The organism is Pedobacter sp. (assembly GCF_965227205.1).
GTDB lineage: Bacteria > Bacteroidota > Bacteroidia > Sphingobacteriales > Sphingobacteriaceae > Pedobacter.
In genome coordinates this window covers 1,377,144-1,396,036 of record NZ_OZ245727.1, presented here as the reverse complement: position 1 = coordinate 1,396,036, position 18,893 = coordinate 1,377,144, and the positions used below count along the sequence as shown (strand labels likewise).

At 35.2% G+C, this 18,893-nt stretch carries 11 protein-coding genes and 1 riboswitch; of the genes, 1 reads left to right on the top strand and 10 read right to left on the bottom strand.

Annotated elements, in window-relative coordinates:
• Window positions 1–86: 86 nt before the first annotated feature.
• A complete protein-coding gene (locus ACO05K_RS05910; protein WP_421943530.1) occupies window positions 87–1,520 on the bottom strand; it encodes a SusD/RagB family nutrient-binding outer membrane lipoprotein in 1,434 nt (477 codons plus the stop codon).
• Between the two features lie 7 nt (window positions 1,521–1,527).
• Window positions 1,528–4,701, bottom strand: a complete 3,174-nt coding sequence (locus ACO05K_RS05905) for a SusC/RagA family TonB-linked outer membrane protein (RefSeq protein WP_421943529.1) — start codon at window positions 4,699–4,701, stop codon at window positions 1,528–1,530.
• 352 nt (window positions 4,702–5,053) lie between these two features.
• Window positions 5,054–5,155: riboswitch (SAM riboswitch) on the bottom strand.
• 130 nt (window positions 5,156–5,285) lie between these two features.
• On the opposite strand from ACO05K_RS05905, the gene ACO05K_RS05900 reads away from it, so the two are divergent.
• A complete protein-coding gene (locus tag ACO05K_RS05900; protein WP_421943528.1) occupies window positions 5,286–6,524 on the top strand; it encodes a peroxiredoxin family protein in 1,239 nt (412 codons plus the stop codon).
• Window positions 6,525–6,592: 68 nt separating this feature from the next.
• On the opposite strand, the gene ACO05K_RS05895 is transcribed toward ACO05K_RS05900, so the two are convergent.
• The 8 genes from ACO05K_RS05895 to ACO05K_RS05860 all read right to left on the bottom strand — a co-directional run bounded on the left by ACO05K_RS05895 (window position 6,593) and on the right by ACO05K_RS05860 (window position 18,673).
• A complete protein-coding gene (locus ACO05K_RS05895) occupies window positions 6,593–8,998 on the bottom strand; it encodes an outer membrane beta-barrel family protein (protein WP_421943527.1) in 2,406 nt (801 codons plus the stop codon).
• A gap of 197 nt (window positions 8,999–9,195) precedes the next feature.
• Window positions 9,196–9,921, bottom strand: coding sequence for a hypothetical protein (locus ACO05K_RS05890; RefSeq protein WP_421943526.1), 726 nt, complete (start codon window positions 9,919–9,921; stop codon window positions 9,196–9,198).
• Between the two features lie 69 nt (window positions 9,922–9,990).
• The gene (locus tag ACO05K_RS05885; RefSeq protein WP_421943525.1) at window positions 9,991–10,914 is read right to left on the bottom strand and encodes a DUF4097 family beta strand repeat-containing protein; all 924 of its coding nucleotides are present in this window, start codon (window positions 10,912–10,914) and stop codon (window positions 9,991–9,993) included.
• A 24-nt stretch (window positions 10,915–10,938) separates the two neighbouring features.
• The gene (locus ACO05K_RS05880; RefSeq protein ID WP_421943524.1) at window positions 10,939–11,718 is read right to left on the bottom strand and encodes a hypothetical protein; all 780 of its coding nucleotides are present in this window, start codon (window positions 11,716–11,718) and stop codon (window positions 10,939–10,941) included.
• On the bottom strand, window positions 11,711–12,268 hold the full coding sequence (locus ACO05K_RS05875) for an RNA polymerase sigma factor (protein WP_421943523.1): 558 nt from the start codon (window positions 12,266–12,268) through the stop codon (window positions 11,711–11,713). The genes ACO05K_RS05880 and ACO05K_RS05875 overlap by 8 nt, the downstream gene beginning before the upstream one ends.
• Before the next feature lie 401 nt (window positions 12,269–12,669).
• Complete coding sequence (locus ACO05K_RS05870) at window positions 12,670–14,340, bottom strand: RagB/SusD family nutrient uptake outer membrane protein (protein WP_421943522.1); 1,671 nt, start codon at window positions 14,338–14,340, stop codon at window positions 12,670–12,672.
• Between the two features lie 11 nt (window positions 14,341–14,351).
• Window positions 14,352–17,435 carry a SusC/RagA family TonB-linked outer membrane protein gene (locus tag ACO05K_RS05865; protein ID WP_421943521.1) on the bottom strand — a complete coding sequence of 1,028 codons (3,084 nt, stop codon included), beginning with the start codon at window positions 17,433–17,435 and terminating at the stop codon, window positions 14,352–14,354.
• A 209-nt stretch (window positions 17,436–17,644) separates the two neighbouring features.
• Window positions 17,645–18,673, bottom strand: a complete 1,029-nt coding sequence (locus ACO05K_RS05860; RefSeq protein ID WP_421943520.1) for a family 43 glycosylhydrolase — start codon at window positions 18,671–18,673, stop codon at window positions 17,645–17,647.
• Window positions 18,674–18,893 lie beyond the last annotated feature (220 nt).

The following is an 18,893-nucleotide window of genomic DNA, read 5'->3' as shown; positions in this document are numbered from 1 at the left end:
TGAGCTTGTCGAAGACTTTTGAACTAATAAAAAAAGCAGCTCTTTTCAGAACTGCTTTTAAGTAATATTGCTAATATTTAAAAATCCTAATTTGCGTCAAACCACAATTTAGTTGTTAGCAAATCTGCACCTTGACTTGCAACTGCGTTTCTATAGCTTTGTCCGTTTAAAGATTGCTCTGTACCCGGATAAATAAAACGAACAGGGATTTGTCCGTTAAGAACTGTATTTACAGAAGCTGTTAGTTGAGGAAAATCAAGTCTTCTTTGCTCTGCCCAGGCTTCTAACCCTTGTCCAAATAATGCAATCCATTTCTGCTCGCCAATTGATTTTTTATAATTAGTTGCATCATATTGCACAGAAGTTTGCGCCAAATATGATGCAATCGCAGCATCGCCAACAGAAAACTGTTTTAATGATGCCGTAACACCTTGTTTAAATAAATCTGCTGCATTTTCTGTCGTTAACCCCCTTGCAGCAGCTTCAGCTCTGTCAAACAATAATTCAGCATAACTAAAAATGACTGCTGGTGATTGTGGCGTAAGGAAATAAGCTCCAGGTTTTGATGTTCTGGCAAAACCAAGGTTACTAGCTTCTGAATTTGTTAATCCATTCGGTAAACCAACATATTCCTGAGGCGTAGCAGTTTGAGTTTTACTCGCATATATAGCCAAACGCGGATCGTTCAAAGCAAATAATTTATCTACAATCGTTTTACTGATGCGATAATCGTCTCTGGTATCAAATTGTGCACTTACCGGATTTTGTTGTGGCGATATTTGATAAATCAGCTGTGCGATATCTGTATTATCACTGATAAATAAATCTCCATCTGCCTTTATATCGTCTAAAACCTGTTTAGCTTTTGCAGGCTCTTTATCTGCAATCCGCAAAGCGATTCTTAACCTAAGCGAATTTGCAAATTTTTTCCACTTTGTGATGTTACCACTATAAATAATATCGCCAGCGATAGCTTTACCATTCGGATCTAATGCAGTTTTTGCTGCTTTTAAATCATCCAGTAATCCAAAATAAACATCTTTTTGTTTATCATAGACCGGAGTAATGTATTCATTTAACTTTCCCGCCTGACTGTAAGGTATATCGCCATAAGCATCCGTTAAGAGCAAAAAAGACCAGGATCTTAAGGTAAGCGCAACGCCTCTGTAGTTGGGATTACTTGTCGAATTACCAATCTCAATAATTTTATTAAACCCAGTTATACTTTGAGCATAAAGTGTTGACCAAAGAGACGTAAAACTACTGTTTGAGTAAATAAACCTATCTTCTTCAGTGTATTGAACTTTTGCCCAATGTTGTGAAAACAATAAGCTAGAATTCATATTATTTGTAGTTCCCCAATACGCATCGGTTGTATTTTTAATCGCTGCCGTTAACAGATAATCAGGTTGTGCATTTTCTGTAGCATTTGGGTTAATGTTAACCTCATCTAACTCTTTACTGCAAGATGAAAGCAAAATTGATAAGGAAATAAGGCTATATATAATATTCTTTTTCATGGTGATTTTAGAATTTGATGTTAAGATTTATACCATAGGTACGAGTGGTTGGGTTCGAAAGGCTTTCTAAACCTTGACCGTTTCCGGTGTTAAATGCAACTTCCGGGTCGATATCGGTAACATTACGATGAAGAATTGCAAGATTTCTACCTACAAGTGCAACAGAAACACCTTGTAAACTTAATGGCTTTAACCATTTTGCCGGAAGGTTGTAGCTTAACCTTACTTCACGAAGTTTTACATAAGAAGCATCGAAAATGTTTGCTTCATCTATCGTACGGAAAGATTTGTAATACTGCTGCGCAGGAAGAATTTTCTCATTCTTTTTTCCATCGGCAGTTACACCATCGAATATCATACCATCATCATAAACAGTAACACCTGCTGGAGCCGCGTTACTTGCAGTTACGATTACTGTTCCGTTTGCTTTTAAGTTACCTGGATAGTAATAAGAAATACCACCAAACTCTGCTCCACGACCTGGTAAAGTTGAAGCTAAAACACCTGTATAAGTTCCGGTTGCGTATGTTCCGTTATAAATTGAACCACCAAAACTTGCATCGATTAAAACGCCTAAGCTTACACCTTTATAGGTAAAAGTATTCGAAATTCCTCCTATCCAATCTGGAGTGTATTTACCTAAAACCCTTTTGGTTGGATCGGTTTGTGGGGCACCTGTAGCATTTACTACAATATTTCCACTACCATCTCTTAAAAAAGCGTTACCAAAAAGTGTTCCGTATGGCTGACCAACAGCTGCAATTACTTGTGCTGAATTAGTTGCAACTACATAATTTTGCAGTAAACCTGCTTTATCAAGCTCAATTACTTTACTGCGGTTAGCGGCATAGTTTACATCAACATCCCAAACAAAAGCTTTTTTAACTGGCGTGATACCTAGCTGAACTTCAATCCCTTTGTTATTGATTTTTCCAGCGTTAAGCAGTTTCGATCTGAATCCCGTACTCGGACTCACATCAACACTTAAAATTTGGTCGTAACTATTAGTATTGTATAAACTAATATCGAAACGTAAGCGTCTTTTAAAGAAAACCGCCTCGGCACCAAATTCTGATGATGTTGTGGTTTCTGGTTTTAAATCCGGATTAAGATCTGTAGTAGATGCTGTAAGTTGTGGATTGCTGCCAAATGGCGCACCGAAACCATAAGTATTAATTAAGCGATAAGGATCTGCATCTTTACCCACTTTAGACCATCCACCTCTTAGCTTAGCATAATCAAGCACATCGCTCTTAATATCAAATGCTTCGGTTAATACAAAACTTCCGTTAAATGATGGATAGAAATAAGATCTGTTTTGAGCAGGAAGCGTAGACGACCAATCGTTACGAGCAGTAATGTTAGCAAAAAGGTAATTTCTGAAACCAATTTGTGCCGACGCATAACCACTGTAAGATTTCAACTTGCTGTAATTATTTGATGATGTTAACGGGTCTCTTGAATTGCTTAGTGTGTATAAACCCGCAACCGCTAACCTTGGTGCGCTCTGGTCATTTTGCTCAATATACCGAGAACGAATGTTTGTACCTAATAATGCCTCTAAGCTAAAATCATCATTAAGTTGTTTGGTATAATTTAAGGTTGCGTCAGTATTGTTTTCGTTAACAGTGAAAGCACTTTCAGTATAAGAACCAAATGGCGTACCGTTTGTACCGTAGGCAATTCTAATTTTACGTCGGTCGTTATAATAATCAGTTCCGGTACGGAAGTTAAAATTCAGACCCTCGATAATCTTATAATTTAAGCCGATGCTACCAATTATTCGGTTTCTGTTTTGAGAAACTGTATTTTCATACGCTACCCAATATGGATTGCTGTAATAGCTATTGTTCCAGTTAAAGGTATTCCCGTTTTCATCAATATAGTTTTTCAGACGATTAATATCTACTTGTCTACCGAACCAGGTAAACTGAAGCATTGTACTGGTAGAACGAGAGCCGCCTGTTCCGGGTAAATTATCAGAACCGAGCTTGCTATAATTTGCATTAGCTGTTAAACTTAATTTTGGATTAATTCTTAAAGTTGTATTTAAAGCGAAGGAGTTTTTTCCTTGTCCGGAGTTTGGAACAACACCAACCTGTTTTAAATTATTATAAGATAATCGGTAATCAAATTTTTCGCTGGCATCTTCAATGGCTACACCATTTGTTAAAGCATAACCGGTTTCAAAAAAATCTCGAACATTATCTGGATGTGCCTCAAATGGAACAGCTACGCCTTTTGAATAAAACTGAGGTATAAGCTGTCCGTTCATTCTTGGGCCCCAACTTTCGTCTACCCCATCATTTACTCCTGCACCTTTTCCATCAACATAACTAAATTTCCCTTCAGATCCTTGTCCGAAAACGTTTTGATATTTTGGAAGTGTAAGTAAGCCTTCAATCACCGCATTAGAGTTGAAAGTTACGCCTAAGCCTTTCTTTGTTTTACCAGATTTGGTTTTAATAATGATTACACCTGCAGCAGCACGAGAACCATATAAAGCCGCAGCATTTGGTCCTTTTAAAACACTCATCGATTCAATATCGTTCGGATTGATATCTGAAATAGTATTGGCGTAATCCCTTGCCCCGGCTGAATTAAGCTGAGAGTTATCTACCGGAATACCATCGATAACAAAAAGTGGTTGGTTGTTACCAGAAATTGAAGTTTCTCCACGAATTACAATTCTTGAAGAACCCATATCGCCTTGACTATTTGTTACCCTTACACCTGCTACCTTACCTGCAAGTGCATTTACCAGGTTCGTTTCCTTAGCTTCAGCTAAATTTTCGCCCTTTAGTTCCTGCACAGCATAACCCAGTGATTTTTTCTGTCTGGATATACCTAAAGCAGTAACAACAACTTCATCAAGTGCGTTATTGGCATCACTTAAAACAACAGATAATGCTGGGGAACTTCCAGAAACTTCTACTTCTTTAGTGGTGTATCCTATATAAGAGAAAACAAGTGTAGCTTTTCCGCTTACACCGATTGTAAAAACACCTTCATTATTAGTGATTACAGCTTGTTTTGTGCCTTTAACAAATACAGAAACGCCCGGTAAAGCCTCGCCTGTAGCATCTTTAACAGTTCCGGAAATAGTAACATTTTGTGCATAAGCAAGTGTAGATAGCAAAAGCAAAAATAGTATTGCCGAATGCCTAACTTTTTTAAACATGATTAATTAATTAGTGATGATTAGTTAAATTTTTAATTTTTGGACAAAGCAATGCCACTTCGCTGCAACGGCGATTTTTTGAATGACATTAAATTTGATTTTAGATTTTGGCTTAGCGTCAGAAATTATGAACTACAACACAGCTCGTTGCACATTCGAATGGTTTTACAGCTTTTTAAAACTGCTGCAGTTTTGGATTTTTGCTCGTTAGATTTTTTCATTTATACATTATTTAACAGCATTTAAAATGCAAATCGGTTTAATACTTAGAAATACTTTTACAAAAAAAGCACTTCCGAAAAATCAGAAGTGCTCTCATATATTGACATCAATATTCTTTTAGCATCAAACTGACTTAACTACCCCCATTAAGGGTTGGAATTAGCACCATACTTAAAATAAGCTGGTTGCTAAGGTTTCAAAGGGCCATTCCCTCCACCTTTCTCGATAAGCATTTGTAAATAACTGGTGCAAATATAGTATAAAAATTTAATAGTCTATAAATTCTATAGATTTTATTGAAAATATTATTTCTTCCGGCAAACGATGCTTACCTTTGATGCCGATATAATAAATCACCCTACATGAATATTAAGTATACATTGTTAGCAATAAGCTTAGGCTTTAGCATAACAACAGCAATAGCACAAAACAAAGCATCCACAGCAAAAGTAAAAACTCCTGTTAATGCGAATGGTAATTATCGAGGTGTTTTCAAAATAAAACCAGGATTTGAAGTTCCTTTTAATTTCGAGATTGATAAAGACAAAATAACGTTCCTTAATGCTGAAGAAAGATTTGACGGAGGGAAAGTTTACCAAACAGGCGATTCTGTTAAAATAAAAATAGATCAGTTTGATAATGAACTTGCATTTAAAATTAATGGTGACTCTTTAATAGGCACACTAAGGAAACAAGATAACTCCGGAAAACCAATTGCTGTTGTGGCAAAAAAAGGCGAAAACTTCAGGTTTAAGCCATCAGGAGCAAAACCAGCTGCTGATTTTTCTGGAACGTATGATGTGGTTTTTAAAAGCCCAAGTGGAACTGACGAAAAAACAGTTGGTGTATTTCAGCAAACCGGAAGTAAATTAACAGGTACTTTTTTAAGAATAACTGGCGATTCACGTTATTTAGAAGGTGTAGTTGAAGGAAATAATTTTTACTTATCTAGCTTTATTGGCTCCACTCCTTCCTATTATAAAGGTACATTTTCGAATAATAAGGAAATTGTAGGTGAATCGGTAAACGCTCGGGGAAGCATTGCATTTAATGGTATTCAAAACCAAAATGCAGAATTACCAGATGCTTATAAACTCACCTATCTTAAAGAAGGTTACAAAACTTTAGATTTTTCATTTCCGGATGTAAACGGTAAAAAAATCTCTCTGAAAGATGAAAAGTATAAAGGTAAGCCGGTAATTTTAACCATAACTGGAACCTGGTGCCCTAACTGTGTAGATGAGGCTTCGTTTATAGCACCTTGGTACAAAGAAAATCGCAAAAGAGGTATTGAGGTTATAGCCATTCATTACGAAAGACAATTAGACTCGGCTTATGTAAAAAAAGCGTTGAACGGCTTTCGTGAAAAGTTCGGCATTGAATACGACCAGGTTGTAGCCGGAAAACCTGATAAAAAACTGGTGGCGGAATCGCTTCCTGCATTAAATAATTTCTTATCATTTCCCACAACCATTTTTATAAATAAAAAAGGTGAAGTTGCTAAAATCCATACAGGATATAGCGGTCCGGCAACAGGGAAATTCTATACCGCCTTTGTTGAAGAATTTAACAAGGAAGTGGATAGCTTGATTAATAAATAAGCTTTTAATATTATTATTTGAATTCAAGCAACAAAAGCCCTAAAAAGGGCTTTTGTTGTTATTGAGAATTAACTTCCAGATTTGCTTCCGCTAGATTTCACATCATCATTGCTTATACTACGCTGGTTTTTCTTAATCGAATCTTTTAACTTTCCAAACTTCCAGTTCAAACTCATGTTAAAAGAACGGTTGTAGTTTTCGCCGCGATAACGCTGGGTAAAATTTGGTCCTTCAGTTAAGGTTTCATAAATCCTGTATTTTATAAATGGATTATTCACACCTGCAGATATTGTAAGTTTATCTTTTATAATTTCTTTACTTCCACTAAACGACATATAGTAATACTCTCCAGAACGTCCTTGCAAAAGCACATCTGCAGAACTATAATTAAAACTAGCGTTTGCACGCCATTCCTTTTCAAATTTATAGCCCGTATTCATATAAAAATAGCCATTCAAGCCATCATTTTTAGTTATAACACCATTAATCGCACCTTCTAACCAAACGTAACCAACATTTCCGCTAAGGCTTAAATTCCATTTTTTTGTTAGAGGATAATTAATATTAATGTTCGTGTTTAAGTTTTTATTTCTACCAATGTTGGCAAAAGTTGTACGGGTAATTTTATCAGCATCATTATAAATTGAAATATTTTGAATGGTATTGTTTGCAAAACTATAGCCCAAGCCAACATTTATTGAGCCCGTTTTAAACCTGCTGTAGGTCAATTCAAAATTATTACTTAAAACCGCTTCCAAATCCGGATTACCTGTTGATTCGTAATTTGGTATAGATCTATCTACAAAAGGATTCAGATTATCAATTCCCGGACGCTCTATACGCTGTGTAAAACCAAAATTTAAATTACTTTGATTTTTAAACTTGCGGTTTACAGAGAATGATGGAATAATATTGAAATAATCGGTATTTACATTTGATGCATTACTAATAAAATCAGCCTTTACAAAAGTTTCTTCAATACGTACACCAGCTTTAAAACCCCAATTGGTTAAGTTGTAAGAGTAAGAGTTATATGCACCAATTACATCTTGGTTATTATCGAAAATATTAGTTCTTGATGGTAGAATCTGATACTCTCCTGTAGCATTATTAAACTGTCTGTATTCGAAATTACTGTTATTATCTCTTAAAATTCCTTTTAAACCACCTTCAATATTTAATTTCCCAACAGGATGAACATAATCTAATTGAATGGTTTGTTCTTTTGAACGGCTGTCGTTCTCCTGAATGTAATTTGGTTCTGTGTAATTCTGACGATTTGAAAAGGTTAAATCATTTTTCTGTGGACTTCCTCCATTATTATACTTGTATGAAAAAGTTAATAAGCGTTCTTTGTTACTTTTAAATCCAAGTTGATAGTTTAAAGTCATATCCAATCCGTTCCAATCGAATCGGTTTCGACTTAATAAATCGTACGCTGTAACCTGTGTAGGAGAACTCAATCTGAAAATCTGATTATTGGTCGATTTATTATATCCGCTGTATGGATTTATTTCGGCTGTTACTAAATTTAAAGTATCAATTTCAAAACTCAGTTCTGCACCACCGTAACGATAATTGTTATCAAATTTTCTTCTTCCGATATTAGATAATTCTGATGGACTACTTCCAGAAGTTATCCTCGTATTTACATTTTCTGTTTCTGGCGAAGAATAAAAACCAGTACCTCCGTAAGCGGTGATTCCGAATTTACCCTGCTTAACGGTTACAAAACCCCCAATACCAGGACCACCAACAGGAAATTGGTGACGAAGATTTAAACTTCCATTGTAACCATTATCTATTTTTTTGTTTGTGATGATGTTGATAATACCAGATAAACCTTCACTATCGTATTTAGCTGGTGGTGTGGTAATAACCTCTATTTTTTGGATAGATGATGCAGGCATACTGCGTAATACATCTTTCGGACTACGAGCAACCATACTCGATGGTTTTCCGTTTATCAGGATTTTGTAGTTTCCACTGCCCTTTAGCTTAATGTTATCATCAGCATCTAAAGATAATAATGGAACTTTACGCATCATATCTAAAGCAGTTAAAACTTTGCTTTCCGGGTCGGCTTGTATGTCGTAGCTAATTCTATCAACTTCCTGTTTTATAACAGGTCGCATGGCGCTTACTGAAACCTCACTTAGATTATTTACTTGTGATGGGATACTGATTTTACCAGCATCGAAAGTGTTTTTAGCTTCGTTTAATTCGAAGTTTAAAGTTTTACTGTTGTAACCGACAGCAATTGCCGTTAAAGTATATTTTCCAGCAGCAATGTTGCTGAATTCGAATAAACCTTTTTCAGATGTTACAGTGGTTTTAATTACAGTACCATCCTTTTTTATGGCTAGCGTAATAAATTCAATCGGCTTTTTGGAAGCGGAGTCAATAACTTCGCCTTTTACATTTACTGAAGTTTGACCGAAAGTTTTGTTGAAGAATAGAGAGATAAGTAACAAAAGACAGATTTGAAAACATCTCTTGTTGAGCGTTGGTAATTTAGGATTTCGCATGTAATGGTTAGGGTAGATATTAAACAATAAGGGATTAGCGCAAGTACAATTTAATAGAAGACGCTCGAATAATTAAAACGTTGCATCAACTTAAAATTTATTTCAATTGTACTAGTGCTAATCCACAAAAATAGATTAAAAACTTAAGGATTCCTTAAATAAATATTACCATAAGATGAATTCAAATCGTAGCTTGAACCTTGTCCGGGAGTAGCATTTATTGCGGTATAAAAGCGCTCTTCCCTAATTTCATTTTGTTTTAAAGTTAAATTGGTATATATTTTCCCAAAGCGATTGGTCATTTTTAGTTTGCCAATTAATTGCTGGTTTAGCTTAGCGTCAATTCCGCCATAAGTAGCTTCAACTTTTATCGGTCCTTTAAAATCCTGCAATTCTACCACTCCATAAACTGAAGTAACTTCGGTATTAATATTTGCAGGTACTTTAACATCAATAATAATTTCTATGTCTTTTGTCTGATAGTTTGATTTAACCTTGCCGTTTTGCTCTTTCATAAACAAATCCATATCGGCTTTTTTTGTAAAACGATGTTTAATCCCATCAACACTTACAAAATAGCTGTAAGGTATTTTATCCATATCGATGGTGTTTTTTATCATAAGTTTACCGTCAGATTCACTTTTTTCGATGGTAAAAACATTGTTTTCTTCAACCCCATCTATTTTTACAGATGCTTCTACCGAAACCTCGTTTTTATCCCAGGTACTAAAACGTATTGTTTTCGGATAATCGAAATGAAAAGCTACAGTTTGTCCTTTGCTAACCTGATAATTTTTATTGATTTTACTTTGAGAAAAGGCAATACAAGGCACTAAGGCTGTAAACAGCCAACATAATATTGGTTTCATAATTAAAATTGTTTAGTGGCTCAGCGTTTTGCAGAGATGCAATAAAGAGCCTTTAGAATTGAACAGAAACTATTTTACGCGTAGGTAAACATTATCGTAGCTAGATTTTAAAACCAGATTGCTTCCGCCACCGTTAATTGTTCCTTTAATATCTTCAGAACTACGGCCACCATAAGCAGCTAAACCCAAGCCAGAAATTGTTGTAGCACCAGAACTATTTTTTCCAGTTAATAAGGTAGTAACACCCTCACTTATTTTAACACCATTCACAGTGTTTCTTATACCTGTTGCAAATGCACTAGATTCTGTTTGCGCTTTTTCGATTCTTTCAGTTCTATCAATTGCAATTTTAAGTTCTTCAGCAGCATATAACTTACCATAACCCGATGAAAGTTCTACATTTGCTTTTACGCTAGTAGGTAAAAGAACATCTACGTGGCCATAAACTGAAACGATTGAAACAGGGCCTTTGATTTCATTTTGGAATGTTGCATCAATATCTCCAAATAGTGATTTAATGCTCATTGGGCCACTATTATTTTCAAGCTTGATTTTATTGTAGCTTGTAGAAATTTCGATTTCATTTTTAAGGTTTTTCAATATCAAATCGCTATGATACATGTTGCTTTGATTTGAAAATTTAACTTTAATATTTTGAGGAACTTTAATGGTTAAAATGCCCTCAAGATTTTTATCAACTGTATTTACTGCAATTTCCGAGCCTTTTTCGGCTACATCAATCCCTAAACCTGTATTATCTACAAAGCCAGAACCTGTAATTACCCTTAATCCTTTAGCTCTCTCATCTACCACTTCAGTCTTACGTGTAGGTATTGAAAAAACGATTTCATTTCCATTGTAACCTTCTATTATAGCTCCCGATACATTAATATTTAATTGGCCTGTTGATTTACTTAATTTGTATTCTTTCTGTGCTGATGCAGATAATGTTACGGCAAGCAAAGAAAAAAGAACGATAAATTGCTTTTTCATAATTTCTATTTGTTTTAATAATTTTTATAATTTGTCTTGATTTAAAAGTATTTTATTGGCTTCGTCCCTTACGGCTACAAATGTTTCCGGATTATTTGCAAGAGCGTAAAGTTTTTCATCAATATTTACATTTTTCATTTTTCCAAGCTGACTGATTAACCCAAGCTGAACAACTGGGTCGCTTTGTTTATCTAAAGATTTTACCAATAATGAAGATGCGTGACCATCAAAGCTGTATTTCTGTAAAACAGTTAAAGCAGCAAGTCTTACATTTGTATTCCCATCATGGTTTAAGGTTTGAGCAAGCATATCGAGCACTTTATTATTCATCTTGTCAGATTTTTCAATCTCCATAATGGTTAATAACCTCATACTGGCAGAAGTACTGTCTCTTAAGCCTTTATAATCATCAGCACTGTTTGATATTGCTGTTGGTTTTTGCTGTGGTGTTTTATCCAAACTAACAAAAGCAATATTTTCAGTAGGTTTTTCCTTTGGTGCTACTTCATTTTCAATTGCCTCAGGAAGTGTATTATTACTTTTCTTTTCTACTGGTTTTGTTTTTGTGTAAACAACTTCAGTTTCTTTATCCTGTTGATACACAAACCAGCTTGTAGCAACTACAACTAATACACAAGCTGCTGCCAACCATTTCGGCGACTTGTAAAATGGCAACTTTTTAATTATCGCTTCTTCCTTTTTAGGAAGTGTTTTCTTAAAACGAGCTAAATCAAAAGCCGGAGCATCAAGATGATCAAACTCCGCCCTATTTCTTTCTACAAAATCTTTTATCTCATCACTCATAATAACATTTATCTTTTAATGATAACAAAATCTTCTTTTTTGCTCTGTGGTACTGCGTTCTTACGTTAGTAGACGTTAAATCGAGCATTACGGCAATTTCCTCGTGTGTAAGCTTTTCAAAAATGTGAAGGTTAACGATAGTTTTGTATCCTTCTGGTAGCTCTTCAATACTTTTTTTAACATCTTCCACCTTCGAATCAAAAATATCTGCTTTTACATTATCTTCAACTTCATCTGGCAAATCCATTTCACCTAAATCAGAGAAAGTTATCTTTCTTCTTCTGATGTGAGAGATAGAACGATTTATAGCTAATCTCCTCACCCATGCTTCCACACTAGAAACATTTGCTAATTTGCCTACTTCGCTAAATACTGCACAAAAAGTATCTTGCAAAATATCTTCTGCCTCGCCACTATGGCTAACAATTCTGCTAATGGAGTTATACACCTGCCTTGCGTAGCGGTTGTATAAGCCAGTATAGCCTTCATCACGCCCATTGAGGCATAATTCTATTAAATACTCATCTGATATCGTTTCTAAAGGTGGCAATGCAAGAGCTTTAATGTTTCAATATTTAATATGTTTCTATACTCTAGTCGCAACTTATTAAAAAGTGTTACACTTAATTGTATCTTTTTTAAAATAAATTAATTTAATGGGATATAAGCAACTGATTTACAGACATTATTATACCGTTTTATTTTATCTGACTTTTGATAAAAGCTAATATGAGTGTAGTGAAAGAGAGCTTTCTAACGTCCAAAAAGTCGAAGCGCAAACTTTGGTGGTTTTGCTTTTAGGCCAAACTTACGAAGTCTCCTGAGCACCGTTTCATTAGACTTCGTAAGTTTAATTGGGCGATAAACAAAAACCACCTAAAACATTCAATAAAAGTTATAATCCTTTCATCAAATGCTTTAGATGGTTATAGCAATAAGGCTAGAAAACAGTTAATATCCTGGATTTTGCTCTAGCTTTACACCATTGTTGCGTTCAATTTCTGATGCGGGTATTGGCCAAACATTATAAGTTGGTAAAATGTCGGTATAGTATGGATTAAATCTTTTGACCCTATCGAATACTAAACCTAACCTCATTAATGTTATTCTTCTTTTTTCTTCTGAACCTAATTCACGCATACGCTCATCTAAAATATAATCGATGTTAACATTTGCAGGCAAAACATCTGATGCGTTTGAACGACTTCTAACTGCATTAATATCTGCCGCTGCGTTTGCCAGTTGGGAAAGACCAAGGTATGCTTCAGCTCTTAACAAGTAGGTTTCAGCTAATCTGAACATATATTGATCTGCATAAGTTGCGCCTGCACTGGCTTTTAGCAGTAAAGTTGCCTTGTTTTCGAACATACCATCCGGATGATCTCCGGGCGTAGTTACTTTCGATTGGAAAGCATAAAAATCTCTTCTTGGCACAGTAATTCCCGCTGGTGGTGTTATTGTTGAAATGGTTTGACCAAATCTTGGGTGTGCAGGATTTGTTACCTTAAACTCTCTAACAAAATTAAACGGTGCATTTCTTAAATCGTTATTGAAATCGCTTGCCCAAATTACATCAGAAAAATATTTTGTTGGAATTGCCCAGCCAATACCTCTTCCGCCTGTATAATCGCTAATTGGATATAAAAATGGTTGTACGCTGCTTCCTGCTAATCTAAAATTTAAAAACTGCGGTGCAAAATGGCGTTCGAATTGATAAGAACCACCAATACCTGTAGAAACTGTACCTCCACCCGGAACATCAGTTTCAAACTGAACTACCCAAAGACCTTCGCGATTGGTTCCGTTTTTTCTGTTTTGGTTGCCTTGTTGAAATAAATCCCAATAAACGTTTTTAGTCGCATCAGATTGTTTTACGCCAAACCTGGTTCTCATTAAACCAACATTCGGATTGCTAATAACTGAAGTTGCTGCATCTACCGCATTTTGAAACTGTCCGGCTGCTAAATATACTTCAGATAGTAAGTGAAAAGCAGCAAGATTATTTATTTGTCCATCTTGTACAGCATTAATTGCAGGTAAGTTGGTTGATGCAAATTTTAAATCCGTAATAACCTGATCAAGTACAGCAGCTTTTGTTGCTCTTGCATAATCTGTTTTTGGAGATAAAACTTCGCTCGTATTTAAAGGCACACCTCCATAAAGATATGCGAGTGTACGATAAGCCATGCCTCTAAAAAATCTAGCTCTGGCTTCCATTAAGGTTTTATCTGTTGCAGACATTGCCGAAGATGGAATTCTATCTAAAATGGTATTTGATTCTGCTATAATTTTGTAAAGAGAAGTCCAGTGAATTAGCGGAATTTCCGTGCTTAATGGCGAATAAGCGGCAACCATATTTGTATGTCTAGTTGCAGCGGGCTGTCCATCAAAAACTAAATCTGTACCAAATACATAATCAAATGGGCGTTGTTCTCCACTGCTGTAAAACTCAAGTCTAACCCTCGAATATAAATTATTAACTGCTGCATTGAAATCGCTAGTACTGGTATAAGCATTTGTCGTACTCAGGAAATCGAGTGGTTTCTCATCTAAAAAGGTTTTCTTACAAGAAAAACTGATGCTTGTTAAAACACAAACTACTGCTATAAAAATCTTTTTCATGTCGTTTTAAATTAAAATGTAACGTTAAGTCCAACTGAGTAGCCTTTAAACACAGGTCTTCCATCGTTAGTCAATCCTTGTGTTCTTCCGTCAATTGTTGTTTCAGGGTCCCATCCTTCCCAATCTGTCCAGGTTGCTAAATTTCTTCCGCTTACAAAAACATTAAGATTTTGCAATTTCATGCGTTCGATAAATTTGCCTGTAAACTTGTACGAAAGCGATACATCTTGTAATCTGATAAAACTTCTATTTTGATATAATGATGGCTGCAAAGTTGCTGCGACAATAGAACGTGGATATTTTCCATTAGGATTATCTGGCGACCAGAAATCTACCCCGCTTAAATAATTATCGCGAATGGCATTATCATCTCTAATTCTACGTGGCGTATTGCCTGCCAAATAAGATTTGCTTCCACCTTGAATTGAATTTAAAAACACGGTTAAAGTGAAGTTTTTATACTGGAAGTTATTTAACATACTTATTCTGTATGCAGGTGCAGAACTACCTAAAATGAATCGGTCGTTAGCATTAATCAAACCATCGCCATTTTGATCAAGAATTCTGTAAGTTCCAGGAGAATAACCTGCCGGAATTTGCTCGCCGACATTCCAGATACCGTTAACCTGGTAATCAAATATCACGGCAGTTGGCTGACCGATAAACAATCCACTTTGCGGAAGATCATCTTCTATACCATCGCCATTTTTATCGCCTAAAAGTTTAACAATTTTATTTGTGTTTCTAGAAAAGTTTAAAGTTGTTGTCCAAAGGAAATCATTAGAAGAAATATTTCTCGAGTTTAAAGATACCTCTATACCTTGATTATCTAACTGACCGATATTGGTTAAAATGCTACCAAAACCTGTAACTACAGGTATGTTAACAGAATATAATAAATCAGTTGTTTCAGTTTTGTAGTAATCAACTCTACCAGTTAATCTGTTTTTGAACAAACCAAAATCTAAAGCAAGGTTTAAACCACCAGTACGCTCCCATCTTAAATCAGGGTTTGAAAGTGAATTAACCTGAGAGCCAAACTGCGTTGAACCACCATCACCAAAAACGTACGCAGCACTAGAACCAACTCTTGCTAAAGATGAGTATCTCGTTGTTTGATTTCCTGCAACACCATAACCAGCGGTTAATCTTAAATTATCAACCCAATTAACTTTGAAGAATGATTCTTTTGAAATATCCCAACCAAATGAGGCAGATGGAAAAACACCATATTTATTATTTTCGGCAAAACCAGAGAAACCATCTCTTCTAATTGTTCCTGTGAAAAGGTATTTACTGTCGAAATTATAATTCAAACGAAACATTTGATAGTTCAAAGATTCATTCCAAGCGCTTGAGATAGCAAACCTGTTTGTACCCTGTTCTAAATTATTATAACCTAAGGTTCCGTTAGAAAAACCTGTAGAATAAGCCCTTGTATAACTATTTTCTCGTTCTATTGCACCATAAAGTAAGGTACCAGTGAAATTATGTTTACCAATAGTTTTGTTATAAGTAAGGATATTATCAAATGTATAGTCGTAATAAATGTTGTTCTCTTTGGATGCCTGACCAGTTAAATTAGCATCGTATCTGTTAAAGATATTTTTGAGTTCTACACGATAATTATTACCGAAATTAACTTTATAGCTTAGGCCTTTAATAGGTAATTGTACAACGGCATAAACATTAGCAAAAAAGTAGTTTTTACGGTCAAAATCATCAGCTTGGTAGCTTAAGAAAGGATTTGTTAAATTGGTATTGTAAGGATTAATTCTGTAATTTCCACTTGCGTCATAAGGTGTAATTAAAGGCGACATGGCGTTAATTTGCGCAAAATTTGGCTCAACGCCATCTTCATTAATAAAACTCCCGAACGATTGCAAACCAACAGTAAGCCAATCGGTCGCTTTAGTTTCTATGTTTGCTCTAATGCCTTTACTCTTGAATAAATCGTTATTAATAAATCCTTGATTTTTAACCAGATTACCAGAAAGTAAATAAGTAATTTTATCAGAGCCGCCAGATACGCTCAATTTGTTATCTAAAATATTTCCTGTACGTGTAGCTTCATCGTACCAGCTGAAATCATTAGGTAAAAGGTTTCCTTGCGAATCTTTCATTGATGCATCAACTTTCGAAATTAAATCGAATGCCGGGTTTGGCTGGGTGAATGTTGGCGCCAAAAATGCTTGCTCGTAGTGTAAATATTTTATATTGTTCAAATATTCTTCTCTGCCCATCGGTTTTAAATCGATATTTGGTTTTTGCGTAGCGTATTGCGAAGAAAACGAGATCTTTGTTCTTCCGGCAACACCTTTTCTACTTGTAATTAAAATTACACCATTTGCAGCCTGTGCACCATAAACTGCTGTAGCACTGGCATCTTTTAAAACATCAATAGTCGAAATATCATCTGGATTAATTGAAGTTAGAGATCCGTTATATTGTACTCCATCCAAAACAATTAATACGTTTTGGTTTCCACCTAAAGTATTTTGTCCCCTGATGCTGATTCCAGGCGTAGCACCTGCACGGTTTACCTGCCCAACATTTAAACCCGGAACAGTTCCTTGTAAAAGGTTAGCCACGTTAGTTGTTGGCGAATTTCTGAAATCGTCTAGATTTGCTCTTGCAACAGAACCAGTTACATCCGCTTTCTTCTGCGTACCGTAACCAACAACAATTACCTCATCTAAATCTGATTGTGAGGATACTAAATACATGTTTATGGTTTTCAAATCACCAACAAGTTTTTCTTGCGACTCAAATCCTACGTAAGAAAAAACAAGAACAGCCTGCTCATTTGGTACAGTTATCTTGTAATTACCATTTTCATCAGTTATTGCAGATGTTGTGCTGTTTTTAACTTTAATGGTTGCTCCTGATATCGGGTTGTTTGTTTTTTGATCGACAATTTTACCTGTTATCGTAACATCAAATTTATTTTTTGATGCTTTCGACTTTAGGTTATTTTTAAGATTTTTTCGTTCTTCAGCATTATTCGCCTTTGATACTGTGTAAAAGCCGGCAGATATAATGAACTGCAAAAATAATATCGCTATAAATTTTAGTAGTAAAGCTTTATATTTCATATTTGGTCAGTTATTGGTTTAGGTTTGATTAATTAGATAGCAAATCGATAAAAAGCTTTAGTTAAAACTTTGTACAGAGTTGCCCAGATAGTTAAAACATCCTGTTAACTACCTTCAATCTTCACTTATATCATTGGTTTTCTCATAATTTTATTTTTAATATTTGGTTAGTTCTTTTAGCTAAAAATAGTCTTCAGAATTATTTTAGATTATTTACCTGACGGAGCTTTTATGGCTACGCCTGTTTTTACAGGAATACCAAAATTTGGTGTTCCGTCTTTGTTCCAGGTAAATTTTTGTGCTCTTGGCGAACGAAATCCGCCACAACCTTGGCCTGGTTTATCATTTGCGTGGTACAAAATCCAATCTTCTTTTCCATCGGGAGATTTGAAAAAAGAATTATGTCCCGGTGCGTAAACGCTATTTTCTTCTGATTTTACAAAAAGAGGTTTTGAATGTTTAACCCATGATTTTGGATTTAGAAAATCAGTGCTCACATCAGCAGATAACATTCCAAGCGCATAAAAGTCAGTCCAGCAACCACTTGCCGAATAAATGATGTGTATTTTGTTTCCACGAACCAGAAATTGTGGTCCTTCGTTAACATCTACATGTGGTGGATTATCAGCAGAATTTAAATCGCCATGTTTTTCCCAATCGTAAGCTGGCGATGAAATTTTAACCCGTTCTGATTCTACAGTCCAAGGGTTTTTTAGCCTTGCAATGTAAATTTCCTGTTTTCCATTCGTATCGCCTTCCCAACCAGACCAAACCATGTATAGTTTGTCTTTAATGGCGATTACATCACCATCAATTGCCCATTTATTGGTTTTATCAGTAATCTGTCCTTTAAAAACCCATTCTCCAAGCATTGGGTCGGCAGATGCATTTTCCAGAACATACATTCTGTGGTTTGCATTTTTGCCATCATCAGCAGCAAAATAAGCGTACCATTTGCCTTGTAAAAACATTACTTCTGGTGCCCAAATTTCTTTTGAATAAGGTCCGGTTGCAGGTGCTTTCCAAATGGTTTTATGAGGCGCATCCTTCAATCCTTCTAAAGTTTTGCTTTTCCAAAGTTCGATTCGGTTACCAGTAGTATGAGTATAATAGAAAAATCCATCTTTATAATAGCTATAAGGATCGGCACCTGCAGGAAGCAAAGGATTTATAAAGGTTTGCGCACTTAAACTTTTTACCGTTAGAAAAAATAGTGCACAAAGTAAAAATTTACTCATAATATTTGGTTTGTTCTGATTTTAATAAATCGGGAAATTAATTCCCTTTCTATTTATCAATTTGGTTAGCACATTATTTACTGCATTTATCCAGCTTAATAATATTATCCAAATATGAAAGATTTTATAATGTTCATTATCTCATTATATTTCAATAATTACACATTTTGATTCTATTTTTTATAACCAAACCTGATAGGAATATATTAAACATGGCTTA

Bases quoted from the DNA above. Each gene is read 5' to 3' on its own strand.
- ACO05K_RS05900 (WP_421943528.1), top strand. From the start codon at position 5,286: ATGAATATTAAGTATACATTGTTAGCAATAAGCTTAGGCTTTAGCATA.
- ACO05K_RS05865 (WP_421943521.1), bottom strand. From the start codon at position 17,435: ATGAAATATAAAGCTTTACTACTAAAATTTATAGCGATATTATTTTTG.
- ACO05K_RS05860 (WP_421943520.1), bottom strand. From the start codon at position 18,673: ATGAGTAAATTTTTACTTTGTGCACTATTTTTTCTAACGGTAAAAAGT.
- ACO05K_RS05870 (WP_421943522.1), bottom strand. From the start codon at position 14,340: ATGAAAAAGATTTTTATAGCAGTAGTTTGTGTTTTAACAAGCATCAGT.
- ACO05K_RS05905 (WP_421943529.1), bottom strand. From the start codon at position 4,701: ATGTTTAAAAAAGTTAGGCATTCGGCAATACTATTTTTGCTTTTGCTA.
- ACO05K_RS05880 (WP_421943524.1), bottom strand. From the start codon at position 11,718: ATGAGTGATGAGATAAAAGATTTTGTAGAAAGAAATAGGGCGGAGTTT.
- ACO05K_RS05910 (WP_421943530.1), bottom strand. From the start codon at position 1,520: ATGAAAAAGAATATTATATATAGCCTTATTTCCTTATCAATTTTGCTT.
- ACO05K_RS05890 (WP_421943526.1), bottom strand. From the start codon at position 9,921: ATGAAACCAATATTATGTTGGCTGTTTACAGCCTTAGTGCCTTGTATT.
- ACO05K_RS05885 (WP_421943525.1), bottom strand. From the start codon at position 10,914: ATGAAAAAGCAATTTATCGTTCTTTTTTCTTTGCTTGCCGTAACATTA.